Consider the following 16284-nt stretch of genomic DNA (forward strand, 5'->3'; position numbering starts at 1 on the left):
GTGTCGCGGGCGCCGAGTTCCTTGGCCAGGCCGCGGTGGTCGAGGTCCGCGGTGAGCTGGAGGCGGTAGGTGAGCAGGGTGGACAGGGCAGCGTCGACACCGTCGATGGTGGACAGCAGNNCGCTGTCACCGAGCATCGACGGTGAGAGTAGCTGCGAGGTCTCCATACCCAGAACTCTAGACGAGGCCACCGACAGTTTTCGTGGCTGGAAGGCCTTATCTGTAAGGGGATCAGCGAGTGGCCGAAAGTGGCCAGGTTGTACACAGGGAGGGCTGGGTTGTGGACATTGCAGTGATGTTGCTTGCAGCAACAGCTGGCGGATCTCGGTTGTCGGCTGCCGCGAACGACGGGCTGCAGGGGCGTGGAGTAGCTGGCTCGTCGTGTGGTTGAAAGTGCGAGCTGGCCGGGTTGCTCTGGCTCGGAGGGTGGGGGCTAGCTCGGAGGGTGGGTTAGCTCGGAGGGTCGGTCTGGCTCGGAGGGTCGGTCTGGCTCGGAGGGTCGGTCTGGCTTGCGGGGCGGTGCTGGTTAGCTGGGTGGATCTGTTCAGTCGGGTTGGACATGTGGGGTGGAGGTGCGTGGGCGACTGGTGGGTGGGCACCGTCGGTACGGGTGTCGGGGTGTGGCGTGGAGGGGCGGGCGTGGTGTTGATGTGGGTGCGCGACGGCTGCGAGCATCTCGTGACTGAGGTCGCGGTCTTTCCTGCGTAGGTCGGCGGGCTTCGGCGTTTGCGATGTGTTGGCGTGGCCGGCTTCGTTGACGAACGGCGTGATGCTCAGCACATGAAGGGCTCGCGATGCACTCATGAAGCACTCGCGATGTAGTCGTCAAGCACTGCGATGCGACCGCACTCGTCAGCGCTCGCGGCGCTACTCGCGATGCAGCCGGTGAGGCCGTCCTTGGGCTGTGCTGGACTGCAACCGAGGCGACCGCGTCGCTAGGCAACTGGCGAAGGACTCGTGGGGCGTCGCGGCGCAGTTTGTGGAGCACTCGTGCCGATGCACGAACCAGCGTGCGGAGTACTCGTGGAGGCGTTGCGAAGCAGCGTGCGGAGTACTCGTGGAGGCGTTGCGAAGCAGCGTGCGGAGTACTCGTGGAGGCGTTGCGAAGCAGCGTGCGGAGTACTCGTGGAGGCGTTGCGAAGCAGCGTGCGGAGTACTCGTGGAGGCGTTGCGAAGCAGCGTGCGGAGTACTNGTNGAGGNGTTGCGAAGCAGCATGCCGAGCACTCGTCGACGTGTGTTGCGAAGTAGCGTGCGGAGTGATCGCGGGGGTGTTGCGAAGCAGGTTGCGGGGTGGTCGTTGTGGGGGCTTGGGGGGTGTTTGGGGTGTGCTTCCGTGGGGGGTTCGGTAGAGGTTGCCGAGGACAACACTTCGCGGAACCGTGCCGAATCGGCCGAAGGACGGCCAGTTTGTGCGCGTGTCGTCAACAAATCTTCGGCGGGGTCGGGCAAGCTTTTGGCGCGGCGAAAACCCTTGTGCACAAGGATTTTCGCTCTATTCGTCTGGATTGCGGTTCGGGACGCCTTAACGTGCTGACGTTTCAGGTGCTTTACGTAGGCACCAAGTGTTGTCATCATCATGACGACGAGGAATCCACCGTGGTTTTCCTCAGCCGCACCAAGGAGGCGAAGTGCCAGCCAAGAAGGCAGCCGCAGGGAAGGCGACAGCCAAAAAGGCTTCTCCCGCCAGGAAGACTGTCGCCAAGAAGGCCAGCGCAGCGAAGACGACCACCGCGCGCAAGGTCACAGCGAAGAAGACGACAACGGCGAAGAAGGTGAGTGCGGCGAAGAAGGCACCAGCCAAGAAGGTCGCCGCGAAGAAGGCGCCGGCGAAGAAGACCGTCGCCAAGAAGACCGTGGCCAAGAAGACGGTCGCTAAGAAGGCGCCGGCCAAGAAGGTGACCGCGAAGAAGACGGTCGCCAAGAAGGCCCCGGCGAAGAAGGTCGCCGCCAAGAAGGTGACCGCGAAGAAGGCAACGGCCAAGAAGACCGTGGCCAAGAAGGCGCCGGCGAAGAAGACCGTCGCGAAGAAGGCTCCCGCGAAGAAGGTCGCCGCCAAGAAGGCTCCGGCCAAGAGGGTCGCCGCGAAGAAGGCACCGGCGCGCAAGACCGCTGCCAAGAAGGCTCCGGCCAGGAAGGTCGCGGCGAAGAAGGCCCCGGCCCGCAAGGTCGCCGCCAAGAAGGCACCGGCGCGCAAGACCGTCGCCAAGCGCGCGACGACGGCCCGGAAGGCCCCGGCGCGCAAGAAGGCGTGACCGGATAGCAGCAAAGCCGAAGGGCACCACCAATGCGGTGGTGCCCTTCGGTCATGCCGGCCGGCGGACCGTTGTCACCGGAAGCCGGTTGATGATGACGTGGATCAGTCGTCGTTCCACTTCGGGTCGTTGTCCCAGGCCTCGTTGCGTTCCTGGACTTTCTCCAACGCCCGGGCCGCTTCTTCCGGGGAACTGTAGGGTCCGAGCCGCTCGGCCGCTTTGTCGCCCTGATAGGGCTCGACCTCGCCGGTTTTCACGTTGTAGTACCACTCGTTGCTGTGATCGTCGCTCATTCGGCTGACCACCTCCATGGAGTCTTGTCGCAGCTCTCTAGAATGATCTCACCATGTCGCTTCTCACTCCTGGCATCATCTCGCCTCGCCGTCCGGTACCCGCGTCCATTCCCCGTCCCGAGTACGTCGACAAGCCCGCGCCGACGCCGTACGACGGGTCTTATGTGACGTCACCCGAGCTGATCGAGAAGATGCGGGTGGCCGGCAAGCTCGCGGCCCAGGCGCTGGAAGCGGTTGGCGCTGCCGCGAAACCCGGCGTCACCACCGACGAACTGGATGCGGTCGGCCACGAGTATCTGGTCGAGCGCGATGCCTACCCGTCGACGCTTGGCTACCGCGGGTACCCGAAGTCCTTGTGCACCTCGGTCAACGAGGTGATCTGCCACGGCATCCCCGACGACCGCCCGCTCGAGGACGGCGACATCGTCAACGTGGACATCACCGCGTTCCTCGACGGCGTGCACGGCGACACCAACGCGACCTTCCTGGTCGGGGACGTCGACGAGGAGAACCGGCTGCTCGTCGAGCGCACTCGCGAGGCGTTGAACCGTGGCATCAAGGCGGTCAGGCCGGGGCGCCAGGTCAGCATCATCGGCCGGGTGATCGAGTCGTACGCGAAGCGCTTCGGCTACGGCGTGGTCCGCGACTTCACCGGGCACGGCATCGCGACGTCGTTCCACTCCGGGCTGATCATTCCGCACTACGACGACGAACGCTTCGACGACGTGATCGAGCCTGGGATGACGTTCACGATCGAGCCGATGCTCACCCTCGGCAGCTACGACTACGACCTGTGGGACGACGGCTGGACCGCCGCCACCAAGGACAGGTCCCGCACCGCCCAGTTCGAGCACACCCTCCTCGTCACCAGCACCGGCGCCGAGGTCCTCACCCTCCCGTGAGCAGTACGCCGCTCCGCTTACCGGGGCCCAACGCGTAGACCTGGTGACTGACGCCGCCGAAGACTTCTACGCGTCTTTCGAGCACCGTTCGTTGTCGGGCTTCCGCATCTATCCCGGTTGAAAGCCCAGTACTCCGGAGAGCTGCGGTGTTGTTGGGGAGGACGTTGAGGGCGAGGCGTTTCGGGGGTCAGCGCCATGCAGGTGGTTAGCAGCGCGCTGGCGGGATCGTGTCGGTGGGGGACGGCTCGCGGAGTACTACGCCTGGCGGTGGTGGGGTGACCGTTACCGGTGCGGGCTCTCGGGTGTAGAGCATCTAGAGAGCCAGGGCGCTCGCCGGCGGCCGTCTTCGAGATGATGTTGCCGGTGGCAAGAAGCGCGTGCAGGCGCGGTACGCCGAGCATCACCCAGGGCAGCACCCAGTCGGGCACCGCCTCGTCGTCCGGCTTCCCGTCCGCGGCGGACTCCAACTGGTCGAACTGCGAGACCCAGTACGACGTGAGGTTGTCGCGAGTGAACGCCTCCAGCGCCTCCTGGTCGTCATGCACGACCAGGCCGGGCGCAGTACGGACGGCGATGGACTGCCGCGCCGGCTCGGACCACAGCACCGGCGATACCGGGCCGCCGGCCCGTACCTCCTTGAAAACACCGTCCTGCGTGAACACGACCGGCTTGCCGCGATCCGGCGCCACCGCAAGATCAGCCGAAGTCAGATAGGTGACATCGAAAGCAGGGGCCGACGGCAACTGCTCGTGCACCTCGCGCACGACCGAGACGTCGACCACCGGCTCGGAGACGACGACCACCCCATCGATGTCACTGCGTCCCGGCCGGAAGTCACCGAGCGGCACCGATCCGGTCAGGTAGAACCCCGTCACCCGCCCGGGAAGCGCCTTGTCGATCAGCTCGAGGTACCGCGTCGTGGTACCGGCGACTTCCGGCGGGAGATCGGTCATCGGTTGGAGGCTCCCTTGATGAAGGCGGCCAGGTCCTTGGACTGCTGCTGCCGCGTCGGTTCGTGCACGTACATCATGTGACCCGCCGGGTAGTAGCGAAGTTCGATGTTGTCGCGGAGTTCTGCCGGAATCTGCAACCGCGCGATCGAGGACTCCGTGGCGAAGTACGGCGTCGCGCAGTCGTAGTACCCGGAGGCGACGTGCACCTTGAGGTGCGGGTTGGCGCGCATCGCCTCGGCGAGCTTGTCCGCGACGGTGACGTGGCTGTTCTCGAACTCCTTGTACGACCAGTCCTTGGCCGCCGTGCTGCTGAGGAACTCGTACGGCAGATCGTTGTGGTACCCGAGCTCCGCGTGCAGGTAGTGGTTCAGCGCCGCCGTGTAGGGCCCGATGATCGCGCGGAACGACGGATCGTCGAGCGAGCTCTCGCCGCCGGAGTCCGCGTCCCAGCCGGTGAACCGGGTGTCCAGCCGGCCGACCACCTGGCGCCGCGACCGCAGCAGCTCGGCGAAGAACCGCATGTGCTCGACCCGCAGGTTCACCCGGTCGAGATAGTCCTCCGACAACCCGGTCAGCGCCGCCAGCCGGCCGATCACCTCGGTCCGGTAGTCATCCGGCACCCGGTTGCCCTGGGCAAGCGCGTTGGGATAACGCCCGGCGGCGAACCGCTCCGCGTCGGCGAGCACCTCGGCCAGCTCCCGGTCCGGGACCAGCCCGTGGTAGTGCGCGGTCGCGGCATAGGTGGGCAGGAACATCGTGAACGGAAGATCGTTCCCCGGGCTGAACTCACCGGTGGCGAACTCCAGCACCGCGGAGATCAGGATGATCCCGTTCAGGTACATCCCGTACCGGTCCTGCAGATGCGCGGCCAGCCCGGCGGCGCGCGTCGTACCGTAGGACTCGCCGGCCAGGAACTTCGGCGACATCCAGCGCCCGTTGCGCGACGTCCACAGCCGGATCACCTCACCGACGGACTCCAGGTCGGCAGTGAACCCGTGGTACTCCCCCGGCTTCTCGCCTTCGGCCGCGCGCGAGAAGCCGGTCGACACGGGGTCGATGAACACCAGGTCGGTGTCCCGCAGCAACGTCTCCGCGTTGTCCACCAGCCCGTACGGCGGCGGCGCTAGCTCGCCGACGTCGCCCGACACCACCCGGCGCGGACCGAGCAGCCCGAGATGCAGCCAGATGCTCGACGATCCCGGCCCGCCGTTGAACGCGAACGTCACCGGCCGGGTGCCCGGATCGGCGTCGTCCAGCGTGTACGCCGTCAGGAACACCTCGGCCTTGGGCAGGTGCCCGTCGAACTTGCCGTCGGTCACCACCTCCTGCCGCAGCACGATCCGGCCGGTCGTCGCCGTGTACTTCAGCTTCCGCCGCCCGGCCGTCACCGTGTGCTGAGTGGTCGTCAGATCGTCAGCCGGAGCCGGCTTCGCCGCGTCAGCCGCCGTCGTGCCGGCGGAGTCCTGCTCCTTGACCGCGGTCTTCTTCTTGGGTTCCTCAGCCGTCGCCATGCGAAGACCCTATCCGCGCTCGCCAACAGCGCAGGCATTGCCGCAGGCAAGCACAAGGAGCACTATCGAGACGTGATGCGAGTCACAAATGCGCTACCGGACGAGGAGGTTGACGATGACGGGCACCATCACTCACTTCACCGGGGAGCGAGCCCCGTGCGGGCGGCTCGTGGACGGTGACCGCAGCCGGGATGACGATCTTGAGGGCCTTCGCTTCGACGACGTGACGTACGCGTGCGGCTGCCGCCGGGTCAAGCACGAGTTCCACGACGGCAGCATGCGGATCAGGACCATCCGCCACGACGGCAAGGTCCTGATGGACGAGCACAGCGGCGACCACGAAGCATGACCGGCCGCCCATGACCGCGTCTCATGATGTTCTGGTGATCGGGGGCGGCGGTGCCGGCCTGCGAGCGGCGATCGCGGTGGCCGAAACCAACCCGCGGCTGAGAGTGGCGATCGTCTCGAAGGTCTATCCGATGCGCAGCCACACGGTGTCCGCCGAGGGCGGAGCCGCCGGCGTCGCCGCCGACGACGACAGTCTCGACGAGCACGCCTACGACACCGTGTCCGGCAGCGACTGGCTGTGCGATCAGGACGCGGTCGAGGCGTTCGTCCACGAGGCTCCACGAGAGCTGCTCCGGCTCGAGCACTGGGGCTGTCCCTGGAGCCGCCAGCCGGACGGGCACATCGCAGTACGGGCCTTCGGCGGCATGAAGAAGAAGCGCACCTGGTTCGCCGCGGACCGGACCGGCTTTCACATGCTGCACACGCTGTTCCAGACCGTCCTCTCGTTTCCGGAGATCGTCCGGTACGACGAGTGGTACGTGACGAAGCTGCTGGTCGACGACGGGAGAACGTACGGCGTCGTCGCCATCGACCTGGCCACCGGGCGGACCGAGACCATCACCGCCAGCGCCGTGATCGTGTGTACCGGAGGGTGTGGCCGCGTCTACCCGTTCACCACGAACGCCAACATCAAGACCGGTGACGGGATGGCGCTGGCCTACCGGGCCGGCGCTCCGCTGAAGGACATGGAGTTCGTCCAGTACCACCCCACCGGCCTGCCCTTCACCGGCATCCTGATCACCGAGGCGGCCCGGGCCGAGGGCGGCTGGCTGCTCAACAAGGACGGCTACCGCTACCTGCAGGACTACGACCTCGGCAAACCCGAACCCACGCCGGTGATGCGCAGCATGGAGCTGGGACCACGCGACCGGTTGTCGCAGGCCTTCGTGCACGAGCAGGCCAAGGGCAGGACCATCGACACGCCGTACGGGCCGATCGTGCATCTGGACCTGCGCCATCTGGGTGCCGAGCTCATCGACGCCAAGCTCCCATTCGTCCGGGAGCTCTGCTCGAAGTACCAGAACATCGACCCGGTGACCGAACTGGTCCCAGTGCGCCCCGTGGTGCACTACATGATGGGCGGCATCCACACCGACATCCATGGCGCGACCCCGATCCAAGGCCTGTTCGCCGCCGGGGAGGTCGCCTGCGTCAGCATCAACGGCGCCAACCGGCTGGGGTCGAACTCCTTGCCGGAGTGCCTGGTGTTCGGCGCCCGCGCCGGACGAGCCGCCGCACTGTTCGCCGGCCTGTACGGCGGCCGCATCCCGCCGGCGGTGATGGCGCAGGGCCGCGACGAGGAGGACCGGCTGGAGCGGGAGCTGACGCGGCACCTGGACGGACGCGAGCGCATCGCGGACATCCGCACGGAGATGCAGATCACGATGGAGAACGGCTCCGGGATCTACCGGGACCGCGATTCGATGGTCAAGGCCTTCGACGAACTGCAGGAACTGCAGGCGCGATTCGCCGACGCGGCGATCGACGACCACAGCCGGACGTTCAACACCGAACTGGTGGCCCTGCTCGAGCTGTCGTTCATGCTGGACGTTGCCGAGAGCATCATCACCTGCGCGCTGCATCGGGAGGAGTCGCGCGGGGCGCACCAGCGCACCGACTTCCCGGCCCGCGACGACGAGCGCTTCCTCGCGCACTCGCTGGTCCAGCGCGAACCCGATCGGGCCGGCCGCCGGGTCCGCTACCTGCCGGTGACGATCACCCGCTGGCCGCCGGGCGAACGCGTGTACGGGAGGTAGGGAGAGATGGCAGACGAGATCACCCTCGAGGTCGTACGCTACCGGCCGGAGCTGAGAATCGAGCCGGTCGTGCAGTCCTACCAGGTACCACTCCGCGAGCACTGGGCCATCCTCGACGGCCTCACCTACATCAAGGATCACCTGGACGGCACGCTCTCCTTCCGGTGGTCTTGCCGGATGGGGATCTGCGGTAGCTGTGGCATGACCGTCAACGGCGACCCGCAGCTGACCTGTGCCACCTTCCTCACCGACTACGCGCCCGGTCCGGTGCGGGTCGAGCCGCTGCGCAACTTCCCAGTGATCCGCGACCTCGTCGTCGACATCGGTGACTTCATGGACAAGCTGCCGACCGTCAAGCCCTGGGTGATCCGCGACGTGGACAGTCCGGTCGAGGAAGGCGAGTACCTGCAGACGCCCGAGGAACTGGACGAGTACAAGCAGTTCAGCATGTGCATCAACTGCATGCTCTGCTACTCGGCCTGCCCGGTCTATGCCCTCGAGCCGCACTTCCTGGGTCCGGCGGCCATCGCGCTGGCCCAGCGGTACAACCTCGACTCACGAGACGAGGGAGCCTCCGAGCGCGAGGACATCTTGTCGTCGCCGGAAGGGATCTGGGCCTGCACGTTCGTCGGCGAGTGCAGCGCCGCCTGCCCCAAGGACGTCGACCCGGCCGCCGCGATCCAGCGCTACAAGCTCACCGCGGCCACCCAGGCGATCAAGAACTTCCTCCTGCCCCGGGGCGCGAGATGAGCCTTTATCACCGGCCGATCCCCCTCTTCTGGTGGCTCGAGCGTCGCTCGTACCTCGTCTTCGTACTCCGTGAGCTCAGCAGCGTGTTCGTTGCCTGGTTCGTCGTGTACCTGCTGCTGCTGATCAACGCGGTCAGCGGGGGCAGCGCGGAGTACGAGCGGTTCCTCGACCGAAGCGGGCAGTGGTGGCTGGTGACCATCAACGTGATCGCCTTGGTCTTCGTGCTGCTGCACGCGGTGACCTGGTTCGGTCTGGCGCCGAAAGCCATCGTGGTACGCCTGCGTGGTCGCCGCGTCCCACCTCCTCTGATCGCAGCAGCGCACTACGCGGCCTGGCTGGTGCTGTCCGCTGTGATCGCTTGGGTGATTCTGCGATGACGACCCGCCGCCGGCCTGCGGCCGAGCCGTTGCTCTGGCTGCTGTTCAGCGCCGGCGGCATGATCGCCGCCCTGCTGGTCCCCATCCTCCTGTTCCTGTTCGGCGTCGCGTTCCCGTTGGACTTGCTGACTCCGCCCGACCACGCCCACCTGCTGGCGGTACTGCGGAACCCCATCACCAGGCTGGTCCTGTTCGGACTGTGCGCCCTAGCGTTGTTCCACTGGGCGCACAGGTTCCGCTACACGCTTTACGATGGCCTGCAACTCAAGAGGTTCAGCGTCGTGATCATCCTGTTCTGCTACGGCGGCGCCGTCGTCGGATCGATCATTTCCGCCTACCTCCTGCTGACTGTCGGCTAACTCAGCGAGAAGGTGTCGACGTCGAACAACGAGCCCGACCCACCGCTGAAGGTCAGGAACAGCGGGCCGCTGCCCGACGCGGTGAGCGTGGTCGAGACGGTCTGGAAGTTGTCCCAGCCACCAGTCACCGGTACTGCGACCGTCCCGAGCACCGCCCCGGTCGCCGAGCCCGAGCGGATCCGGATCGTGCCACCCGCACCACCCGAGGAGATCCGCGCGCTGAAGCTGGTGGCGCCGGCCGTGTTCACCTGCGAGTACCCGGCCCAGTCGCCGTTGTCGATGTAGCCGAGCGTGCGACCACCACTGGCTCCGCTGTGCCCGGCAACCTGGGTGCCGAACTGCGACGAGAACGCCTCCCCCTCGATCGGGATGACCGGCGGCGTCGACCCGGCACCGGCCGCGTACTGGATGCCGCCCAGCAGGTGCTGGCGGAACGGCTGATCGGAGTACGACGCGATGGTGTGCCCGAATCCCGTGTAGAAGGAGCGGCCGGAGCCCTGCGAGTGGTACCAGGCGATCGGGTGATCGCCCATGTTCCCGCCGCTGTAGGTGGATTCGTCGAGGTTGATCAGCACGCGCACATTCGGCCTGGGGTTGGCGGTGTAGTTGTACAGCTCGTCCGTGCGTACCCAGGTCGCACCAAGGTGCGCGGTTGACGGATGCGTACGGTCCTCGACCCTGGCGGTCACCTGCTGGATCGCCGGGTGACTGTGGAACCAGGCGCCGACCAACTGCCCGTAGTACGGCCAGCCGTACTCCGTGTCGGCGGCGGCGTGCACCCCGACGTACCCGCCACCGCCGTTGATGTACGTCTCGAACGCCGTCTGCTGGGAGGCATTCAGTACGTCGCCTGTCGTGCTGAGGAACACCACGGCCTTGTACGCGGCGAGCTGCGCCGTTGTGAAGACCGAGCTGTCCTCGGTGGCGGTGACTGTGAATCCATTGGCCGTCCCCAGGTCGCGGATCGCCTGGATGCCCGCCGGGATCGAGTCATGGCGGAAGCCGGCGGTCTTGCTGAACACCAGCACCTGGTACGGCGCCGCCAGCTTGGCCACGGAGCCTGATGAAAGGGTGAAGGTGTCGACATCGAACAAGGACCCGGCAGCACCAGTGAAGCTCAGGAAGAGTGGACCCGTGGCAGTGCCGGTCAGAGCGGTGGAGACCGTCTGGAAGTTCTCCCAGCCACCGGTGACCGGCACAGCGACGGAGCCGAGCAGTGTCCCCGTGGCCGAGCCCGACCGCACCTGAATCGTGCCGCCCGCACCGCCCGAGGAGACTTTGGCGCTGAACGACCTGGCGCCAGCAGTGCTCACCTGCGAGTAGCCCGCCCAGTCACCGTTGTCGATGTAGCCGAGCGTCTGCCCGCCACTGGCCCCGGCATGCGCAGCCACCTGTACTCCGTACTGCGAGCTGAAGGCCTCCCCTTCGGCGGTAGTGCCCGTCGAAGGGGAGGTGACGAACGTGAACGCGTCGAGGTCGAACAGGTTGCCCTGCCCCGTTGCGCCCTTGAACACCAGGAACAGCGTTGTCGTACCAGCCGGCTTGTTGCTGAGGTTGGCCGACACCGTGACGAAGGTGTCCCAGCCACCCGTCGGCGCCACCGGCATCGACGCCATCGATGTTCCAGTCGCCGATCCGGCCCGGACCTCGATCGTTCCGCCGATGCCACCCGACGACACGCGCGCGCTGATCGACGTCGCGTTGCTGACCGCATAGGGCTGGAACGAGACCCAGTCGTTGTTGTCGACGAACCCGACGGTCTTGCCGCCCTCAGCATTACCGTGGTCGGCCAATTGAATGCCCGACTGGGCGCTGAAGTGTTCGCCCTGCCGGTGTCGCGGCTGGAGCTTGCGCTTGCTGTGGGTGGTGAGCCCACCGTTGTCCGTGTACTCCGCGTCGAAGACGCCGTAGACGTTCGCCGCCGGATCATGCTCACCATCAACCGGTACTGCGATCGATCCGCTGCAACCGTTCTTGGAAGTGATCTGGTGTTCGTGAACGTCATGCCCGAGCAGATAGGTGACCTTCACCCGGCTGCAGTCGATCGTGCCGTCCTCCGGATCCGACACGTTCACCTGGAACGGCACGGTGTCGCCGAAGGAGAACAGCTGACCGTCCAACGGCGTTTGCAGCGTCACCGATGGAGCGGTGTTGCCCACACTGATCTGCACGTTCGCCGAACCGGTCAGCCCGGTCGGGTCGGTCACGGTCAGCGTCGCCGTGAAGTTGCCCGCTGTGTTGTAGGTGTACGACGGGTTGGCCTGCGTCGACGTACCGCCGTCGCCGAAGGTCCAGCGGTAGGTCAGTGCGCCGCCCTCGGGATCTGAGCTCCCCGCAGAGGAGAACGCCACTGTGAGCGGACGGCCGCCGGAGGTCGGCGTACCGCCCGCCTTGGCGATCGGGTTGCCGTTCGCGGTGCCCTTGTGCTCGATCCGCCAGAGCGTCTGGTTGTTCGAGCCGGTGCCGTAGTCGAGCACGTAGAGGGCACCGTCCGGACCGAAGGCCATGTCCATCACCTGGGTGCCGGTCCACGCCGGGAAGGCGCCGATGTCGCCGACGCCTCCGCTCGAGGTCACCTCGACGGCCTTGATCCATTGACGGCCTAGCTCGCCGGCGAAGTACCGGCCGTCGAGCGAGGCGGGGAACTTCACAGCAGAGTTGAGGTTCGGGTCGAACCGGTAGACCGGGCCGCCCATCGGCGACTCCGAGCCGCCGCCGAACTCGGGCGGGGTGCCCGCGTCACCGCCGTACCGGATCCACGACGGTTTGGCCGCGGGCAGCGTGGACAGACCGGTGTTGCGGAAGGAGTTGTTCGTCGGACCGCCGGCGCAGTTGTACTTGGCGCCGGAGGGGCCGCTCGGGAACTGGAACTCGTTGTAGGTCTCAGAGGTCGTGTTGGTGCCGGTGCAGTACGGCCAGCCGTAGTTGCCGGGGGCAGTGATCCGGTCGAACTCGACCTGGCCGTTCGGGCCGCGGTTGGGGTTGGTGACGCCGGCGTCGGGGCCGTAGTCGCCGAGGTAGACGATGCCGGTCGGCTTGTCCACGCTCATCCGGAACGGGTTCCGGAAGCCCATCGCGTAGATCTCGGGCTTGGTCTGCGCGGTGCCCGGGGCGAACATGTTCCCGCTCGGGATCGTGTAGGTGCCGTCCGGTTGCGGCTTGATCCGGAGCAGCTTGCCGCGCAGGTCGTTGGTGTTGGCCGAGGTGCGCTGCGCGTCGAACTGCGGGTTGCGGCTGGTCCGCTCGTCGATCGGCGTGTAGCTGTCGGACTGGAACGGGTTGCTGTCGTCGCCGGTGGTCAGATAAAGGTTGCCAGTGGCATCGAAGTCGATATCGCCGCCGACGTGACAGCACTGGCCGCGATCGTTCGGAACCCGCAGGACGATCTTCTCGCTGGTCAGGTCGAGGGTGTTGTTCGTGTTCAGCACGAACCTGGACAGGTAGAGCTCGCCTTTCCAGCGGTCCCAGTCGGCCTGGGTGCCGTCGGCCGGCGCGTCACCGTCGGGGGTGGAGAGCCTGGGTGAGTAGTAGAGGTAGATGTACCGGTTGGTGGCGAAGTTGGGATCGGCCGCGATGCCCTGCAGGCCTTCCTCGTCGTGGGTATACACGTTGAGCTTGCCGGCCTGCGTCGTCGTGCCGGCCGCGTCGGTGACCCGGACTGTTCCGTCCCGGGCCGTGTGGACGACGGATCGGTTCGGCAGGATCGTCAGCGACATCGGTTCGCCGAGCTCACCGGAACCGGTTGCCAGCGTCACCGACTGGTAGCCGGCGGCCGGGATGGTGGACCCCGCCTCGGCCGTCGCCGCGCTCAGCCCGAGCGCGGCGGTCAGAACTGTTGTGATCAGCAAGGAGATCCGCCGAACACCTTTCTTCATGATGGGGTTTCTCCTTCAATCAGGTCGAATTGTTCCCACGGGCCGATCGCGTCTCTGTTGGCGATCAGTGGGGCTGCTCCGGCGTTCTCGGCGCAGACGAGCTTGTTGTTGACCTGGGCCCGGAAGCTGACCGTGCCGTCACCGTTGCGGATCAGCTGGAAGGTCTCCCACGAGCCCACCGCCTGGTTCTTGGCCAGCAGCGGTCCGGCACCTGCGTCGTCGGCCGCGACAAGCAGGTTGTTGGCCTTGGCTCTGAGCGACACGTTGCCGCCGCCGAGGTCGGTCAGCTCGTACTGCTGAGCCGTGCCGATCGTGGTGCTGTTCGCGATCAGCGGCGTACCGGTGCCCGCGGTGACGTACTTGCCGTTGGCCTTGGCTCGAAGGCTGATGGTGCCCGTGCCCGGGGTTTGCTTGGGCAAGCCGATGGTGGCCTTGTCATAGCGGCGGGCGACGGCGGCCGGCGTACCGGTCAGGGCTTGGAAGGGTTGGGCGGCGGCACCGGTCTTCTCGATCAGGTAGGACCGGCCGGACTGGGCCGGAATGGTGAAGGTGGCGTTGGATTGTGGCGCGACCACGGTTGCGCGGGTTTGGCCGTCCACCACAGTGACGCTTTGACCCGGCCACGGGCTGCGTACGACGAGTTGCTGGTTCGCGCCGGAGGAGATCGCGACCGTGGAGGGAGCTCCACCGGCGATCTGGACGTGCACCTTCGACTTGTGGCCGATGGCAACTGTTCCTTCGCCGGTCCAGTCGGAGGGCCAGGACGGTGCGATTCGCAGTACGCCGTCGTAGTCCTGAGCGAGCGCTTCGGGGATGGTTGCCGCGAGCACCCCCAAATGCTCGATGTAGGGCTCGAACGCCTGCTGGGCGGTGAAGCTCGCCATCCCGGACGGGTAGACCTGGTACGACCTGATCGCGGCCAGCAGGGCGGTCTTCATCTCGCTCGCCATCCCGAGCCGGGCGGCATGCAGGGCGTCATAGCTCCAGGTGTGGCTGTTGACGTAGCTGCGTGACGTGTAGGTACGCCGCCCTAACGCCGTCAGCGGTCCACTGTCGCCGACCAGATTGAACGGCCAAACTGCTTCCAGGCCGATGTTCTCGAAGTTGCGCCGCTGCGCCGCCGGTTGGGTGGATGGGCCGATCATGGTGGTGCCATTGGCATCCGACGCCGGGGTGAGCAACTGGGTCTGCGTTGCCGTGTCGGTCCGCGGCAATGTCTGAATCTTCGGGATCGCCGCGGCGAGCTGGCTGACCAGCGCTGCGTCGACGTTGAGGAGCTGCGCAGCCTTCACCGCGACCGGGAAGAAGGCCTGCATCGCCGCGACATCGGTGGCCGGGTTGGTGACGTCCCACTGGGTCTCGTGGGCGTTCGACCTGGTGTGCAACTTGCCGTCCGAGCCGGTCGTCGCATGCGAAAGCAGGAACTGCGCCGCTCCCTTGATCAACGGGTAGTGCGCCTGCAGGAAGGCCTGGTCGTCGGTCATCCGGTAGTGCTCCCAGACCCACAGCCCGATCTCCGCCCCGGTGGTGACGTTGAGCGAGTTCCACATCGGCGGGATGGTCGAGTCACAGGACGCGTTGTCGTTGCCGCCGTTGTAGGTGCCATTGCCGTTGAAGCGCATCGTCTCCGGTACGCAAAGCCCTTGTTTGCCGGGCATGTGCGCGCTGGTCCAGGACGCGATCGCGTCGAGGTTGTCCTTGTACAGACGGAACATCGGGTCGTTCAGCCCCGGCAGGCCGGCCGAGAGGTTCGCCGCGACTTGCATGCGGAGATTCCAGAACCAGTAGCCGGACGGGTACCAGTCACGCTTGTCCTGCGAGAACGTGAACAGGTCCGCGACCCCGGCCTGCGATCCCGGCAACACGCCACGACTCTGGGCCGCGCTCGCGTACAGGAAGATCGTCCGCAGGTTCTCGACATAGTCGCCGGTGCCGTCGGCCGAGGTGATCTTGATGAGGCCGGCCTGAGCCCAGTAGTTGTGCCACCACTGCAGATGCGCATCCCGTACTTCGTTCGCCGGGCGGGTCGCCGCGCCGTTGAGTACTGCGTTGGTGGTCGCGATCGCGTCGCCGCCGGTCCAAGTTGGGGCTGCGACGACAACCCGGAACGAGCCGTCCGTGTTGGGCTGGAAGGCGACTTGGGCGGTCAGCGAACTCGGGGTGGATCCGACGACGTTGCGGCCGCCGGCTGTCACGCCCGCGAGCGATCCGAAGGTCCGGCCGGAGGCTCCGGCTCCGTTGTTGTCGACCCACGTCTCGGCTAGCGCAGCGACTACGCCGGAGGCGCGTGCGGTCGGCGTACGGCCGCTCCAGAGTTTGACCTGTGCGGTTTGGGTCGCGTTGGGGTCAGCGCCGGTGACGTCGACGACCAACTGCTGGGTGTCTGCACGGATGAAGGCGGTCATGGTCATGCCACCGCCGGATTGGCGCAGCATTCCGTCGTACAGGTCGAGGCGGCCGCTGAAATCGGCGGCACTGGTCATCCGGGACAGACCGGGGATGACTACCTGGCCGAGCGACTTGCGGTCGGGGAAGGTGTCGGTGCGGTTGAGTTGGGCGGTGAAGCCGTCGGCGGACCAGACGGCCGCGCCGAGGGCGCCATTGCCCAGTGGGAGCGATTCGGCGGGTGCCGGGTTAGGACGGCCGAGCACTAGGTCGGAGCGGCGGACGAGGTTCGGTCTGTCGACGACGAAGGAGCCGTTCTGCCAGGCGGTAGTTCCCGGTGCGGCGGCCGCGGGAGGTCCGCCGGTCGCGATGAGTCCGATGGGGAGGGCCAGGACGAGCAAGATTTTGGGCAGGCGGGATCGCAGGAGGGTGTTCATCGGATCTCTCCTGGAGATGGAGCGGACCTGCGACCTGGGGGCGGAGAGGATCACAGGTAGACATTGGATGTTTCTGTGCTCACC

Annotated in this window: 12 protein-coding genes; 7 read left to right on the forward strand and 5 right to left on the reverse strand. The window is 66.5% G+C overall.

Annotation, left to right across the window (positions count from 1 at the left end; genetic code table 11):
• Positions 1-1629 precede the first annotated feature (1629 nt).
• Positions 1630-2253: a histone H1-like repetitive region-containing protein gene (locus A3ES_RS46325; RefSeq protein ID WP_020385762.1), complete on the forward strand. Its 624-nt coding sequence runs from the start codon at positions 1630-1632 to the stop codon at positions 2251-2253.
• Positions 2254-2357: 104 nt separating this feature from the next.
• Here the strand turns inward: A3ES_RS46325 and A3ES_RS0105410 are convergent, their stop codons facing one another.
• Positions 2358-2546 carry a hypothetical protein gene (locus A3ES_RS0105410; protein ID WP_020385763.1) on the reverse strand — a complete coding sequence of 63 codons (189 nt, stop codon included), beginning with the start codon at positions 2544-2546 and terminating at the stop codon, positions 2358-2360.
• 53 nt (positions 2547-2599) lie between these two features.
• On the opposite strand from A3ES_RS0105410, the gene map reads away from it, so the two are divergent.
• Positions 2600-3448, forward strand: coding sequence for a type I methionyl aminopeptidase (gene map, locus A3ES_RS0105415; protein ID WP_020385764.1), 849 nt, complete (start codon positions 2600-2602; stop codon positions 3446-3448).
• 17 nt (positions 3449-3465) lie between these two features.
• Here the strand turns inward: map and A3ES_RS0105420 are convergent, their stop codons facing one another.
• Together A3ES_RS0105420 and A3ES_RS0105425 are read right to left on the reverse strand one after the other, a co-directional pair.
• Positions 3466-4401: a nucleotidyltransferase domain-containing protein gene (locus A3ES_RS0105420; protein ID WP_020385765.1), complete on the reverse strand. Its 936-nt coding sequence runs from the start codon at positions 4399-4401 to the stop codon at positions 3466-3468.
• Positions 4398-5912: a S10 family peptidase gene (locus A3ES_RS0105425; protein WP_020385766.1), complete on the reverse strand. Its 1515-nt coding sequence runs from the start codon at positions 5910-5912 to the stop codon at positions 4398-4400. Before A3ES_RS0105425 ends, A3ES_RS0105420 begins: the two co-directional genes overlap by 4 nt.
• A 115-nt stretch (positions 5913-6027) precedes the next feature.
• On the opposite strand from A3ES_RS0105425, the gene A3ES_RS0105430 reads away from it, so the two are divergent.
• The 5 genes from A3ES_RS0105430 to frdD are packed head-to-tail and all read left to right on the forward strand — an operon-like array spanning position 6028 to position 9503.
• Entirely contained in the window at positions 6028-6261 is a 234-nt protein-coding gene (locus A3ES_RS0105430; protein WP_026162574.1) for a hypothetical protein, read from the forward strand.
• A gap of 10 nt (positions 6262-6271) precedes the next feature.
• Positions 6272-8017 carry a fumarate reductase (quinol) flavoprotein subunit gene (frdA, locus tag A3ES_RS0105435; protein ID WP_020385768.1) on the forward strand — a complete coding sequence of 582 codons (1746 nt, stop codon included), beginning with the start codon at positions 6272-6274 and terminating at the stop codon, positions 8015-8017.
• A gap of 6 nt (positions 8018-8023) precedes the next feature.
• Positions 8024-8767: a succinate dehydrogenase/fumarate reductase iron-sulfur subunit gene (locus tag A3ES_RS0105440; protein WP_020385769.1), complete on the forward strand. Its 744-nt coding sequence runs from the start codon at positions 8024-8026 to the stop codon at positions 8765-8767.
• A complete protein-coding gene (locus A3ES_RS0105445; RefSeq protein WP_020385770.1) occupies positions 8764-9144 on the forward strand; it encodes a fumarate reductase subunit C in 381 nt (126 codons plus the stop codon). Before A3ES_RS0105440 ends, A3ES_RS0105445 begins: the two co-directional genes overlap by 4 nt.
• Complete coding sequence (gene frdD / locus A3ES_RS0105450) at positions 9141-9503, forward strand: fumarate reductase subunit FrdD (RefSeq protein WP_020385771.1); 363 nt, start codon at positions 9141-9143, stop codon at positions 9501-9503. The genes A3ES_RS0105445 and frdD overlap by 4 nt, the downstream gene beginning before the upstream one ends.
• On the opposite strand, the gene A3ES_RS46330 is transcribed toward frdD, so the two are convergent.
• Entirely contained in the window at positions 9500-13378 is a 3879-nt protein-coding gene (locus A3ES_RS46330) for a carbohydrate-binding protein (RefSeq protein ID WP_020385772.1), read from the reverse strand. The two genes, frdD and A3ES_RS46330, sit on opposite strands and share 4 nt — an antisense overlap.
• On the reverse strand, positions 13375-16200 hold the full coding sequence (locus tag A3ES_RS46335; protein ID WP_020385773.1) for a fascin domain-containing protein: 2826 nt from the start codon (positions 16198-16200) through the stop codon (positions 13375-13377). Before A3ES_RS46335 ends, A3ES_RS46330 begins: the two co-directional genes overlap by 4 nt.
• Positions 16201-16284: the final 84 nt, after the last annotated feature.

It is taken from the genome of Kribbella catacumbae DSM 19601 (assembly GCF_000372465.1).
In the GTDB taxonomy this organism is placed as follows: Bacteria; Actinomycetota; Actinomycetes; order Propionibacteriales; family Kribbellaceae; genus Kribbella; species Kribbella catacumbae.

What these genes read in the sequence shown, in the direction of transcription:
- A3ES_RS0105410 (WP_020385763.1), bottom strand. Translation starts at nt 2,546, where the DNA reads ATGAGCGACGATCACAGCAACGAGTGGTACTACAACGTGAAAACCGGC.
- A3ES_RS0105440 (WP_020385769.1), top strand. Translation starts at nt 8,024, where the DNA reads ATGGCAGACGAGATCACCCTCGAGGTCGTACGCTACCGGCCGGAGCTG.
- A3ES_RS46330 (WP_020385772.1), bottom strand. Translation starts at nt 13,378, where the DNA reads ATGAAGAAAGGTGTTCGGCGGATCTCCTTGCTGATCACAACAGTTCTG.
- A3ES_RS0105420 (WP_020385765.1), bottom strand. Translation starts at nt 4,401, where the DNA reads ATGACCGATCTCCCGCCGGAAGTCGCCGGTACCACGACGCGGTACCTC.
- frdA (WP_020385768.1), top strand. Translation starts at nt 6,272, where the DNA reads ATGACCGCGTCTCATGATGTTCTGGTGATCGGGGGCGGCGGTGCCGGC.
- A3ES_RS0105445 (WP_020385770.1), top strand. Translation starts at nt 8,764, where the DNA reads ATGAGCCTTTATCACCGGCCGATCCCCCTCTTCTGGTGGCTCGAGCGT.
- A3ES_RS46335 (WP_020385773.1), bottom strand. Translation starts at nt 16,200, where the DNA reads ATGAACACCCTCCTGCGATCCCGCCTGCCCAAAATCTTGCTCGTCCTG.
- frdD (WP_020385771.1), top strand. Translation starts at nt 9,141, where the DNA reads ATGACGACCCGCCGCCGGCCTGCGGCCGAGCCGTTGCTCTGGCTGCTG.
- A3ES_RS0105430 (WP_026162574.1), top strand. Translation starts at nt 6,028, where the DNA reads ATGACGGGCACCATCACTCACTTCACCGGGGAGCGAGCCCCGTGCGGG.
- A3ES_RS0105425 (WP_020385766.1), bottom strand. Translation starts at nt 5,912, where the DNA reads ATGGCGACGGCTGAGGAACCCAAGAAGAAGACCGCGGTCAAGGAGCAG.
- map (WP_020385764.1), top strand. Translation starts at nt 2,600, where the DNA reads ATGTCGCTTCTCACTCCTGGCATCATCTCGCCTCGCCGTCCGGTACCC.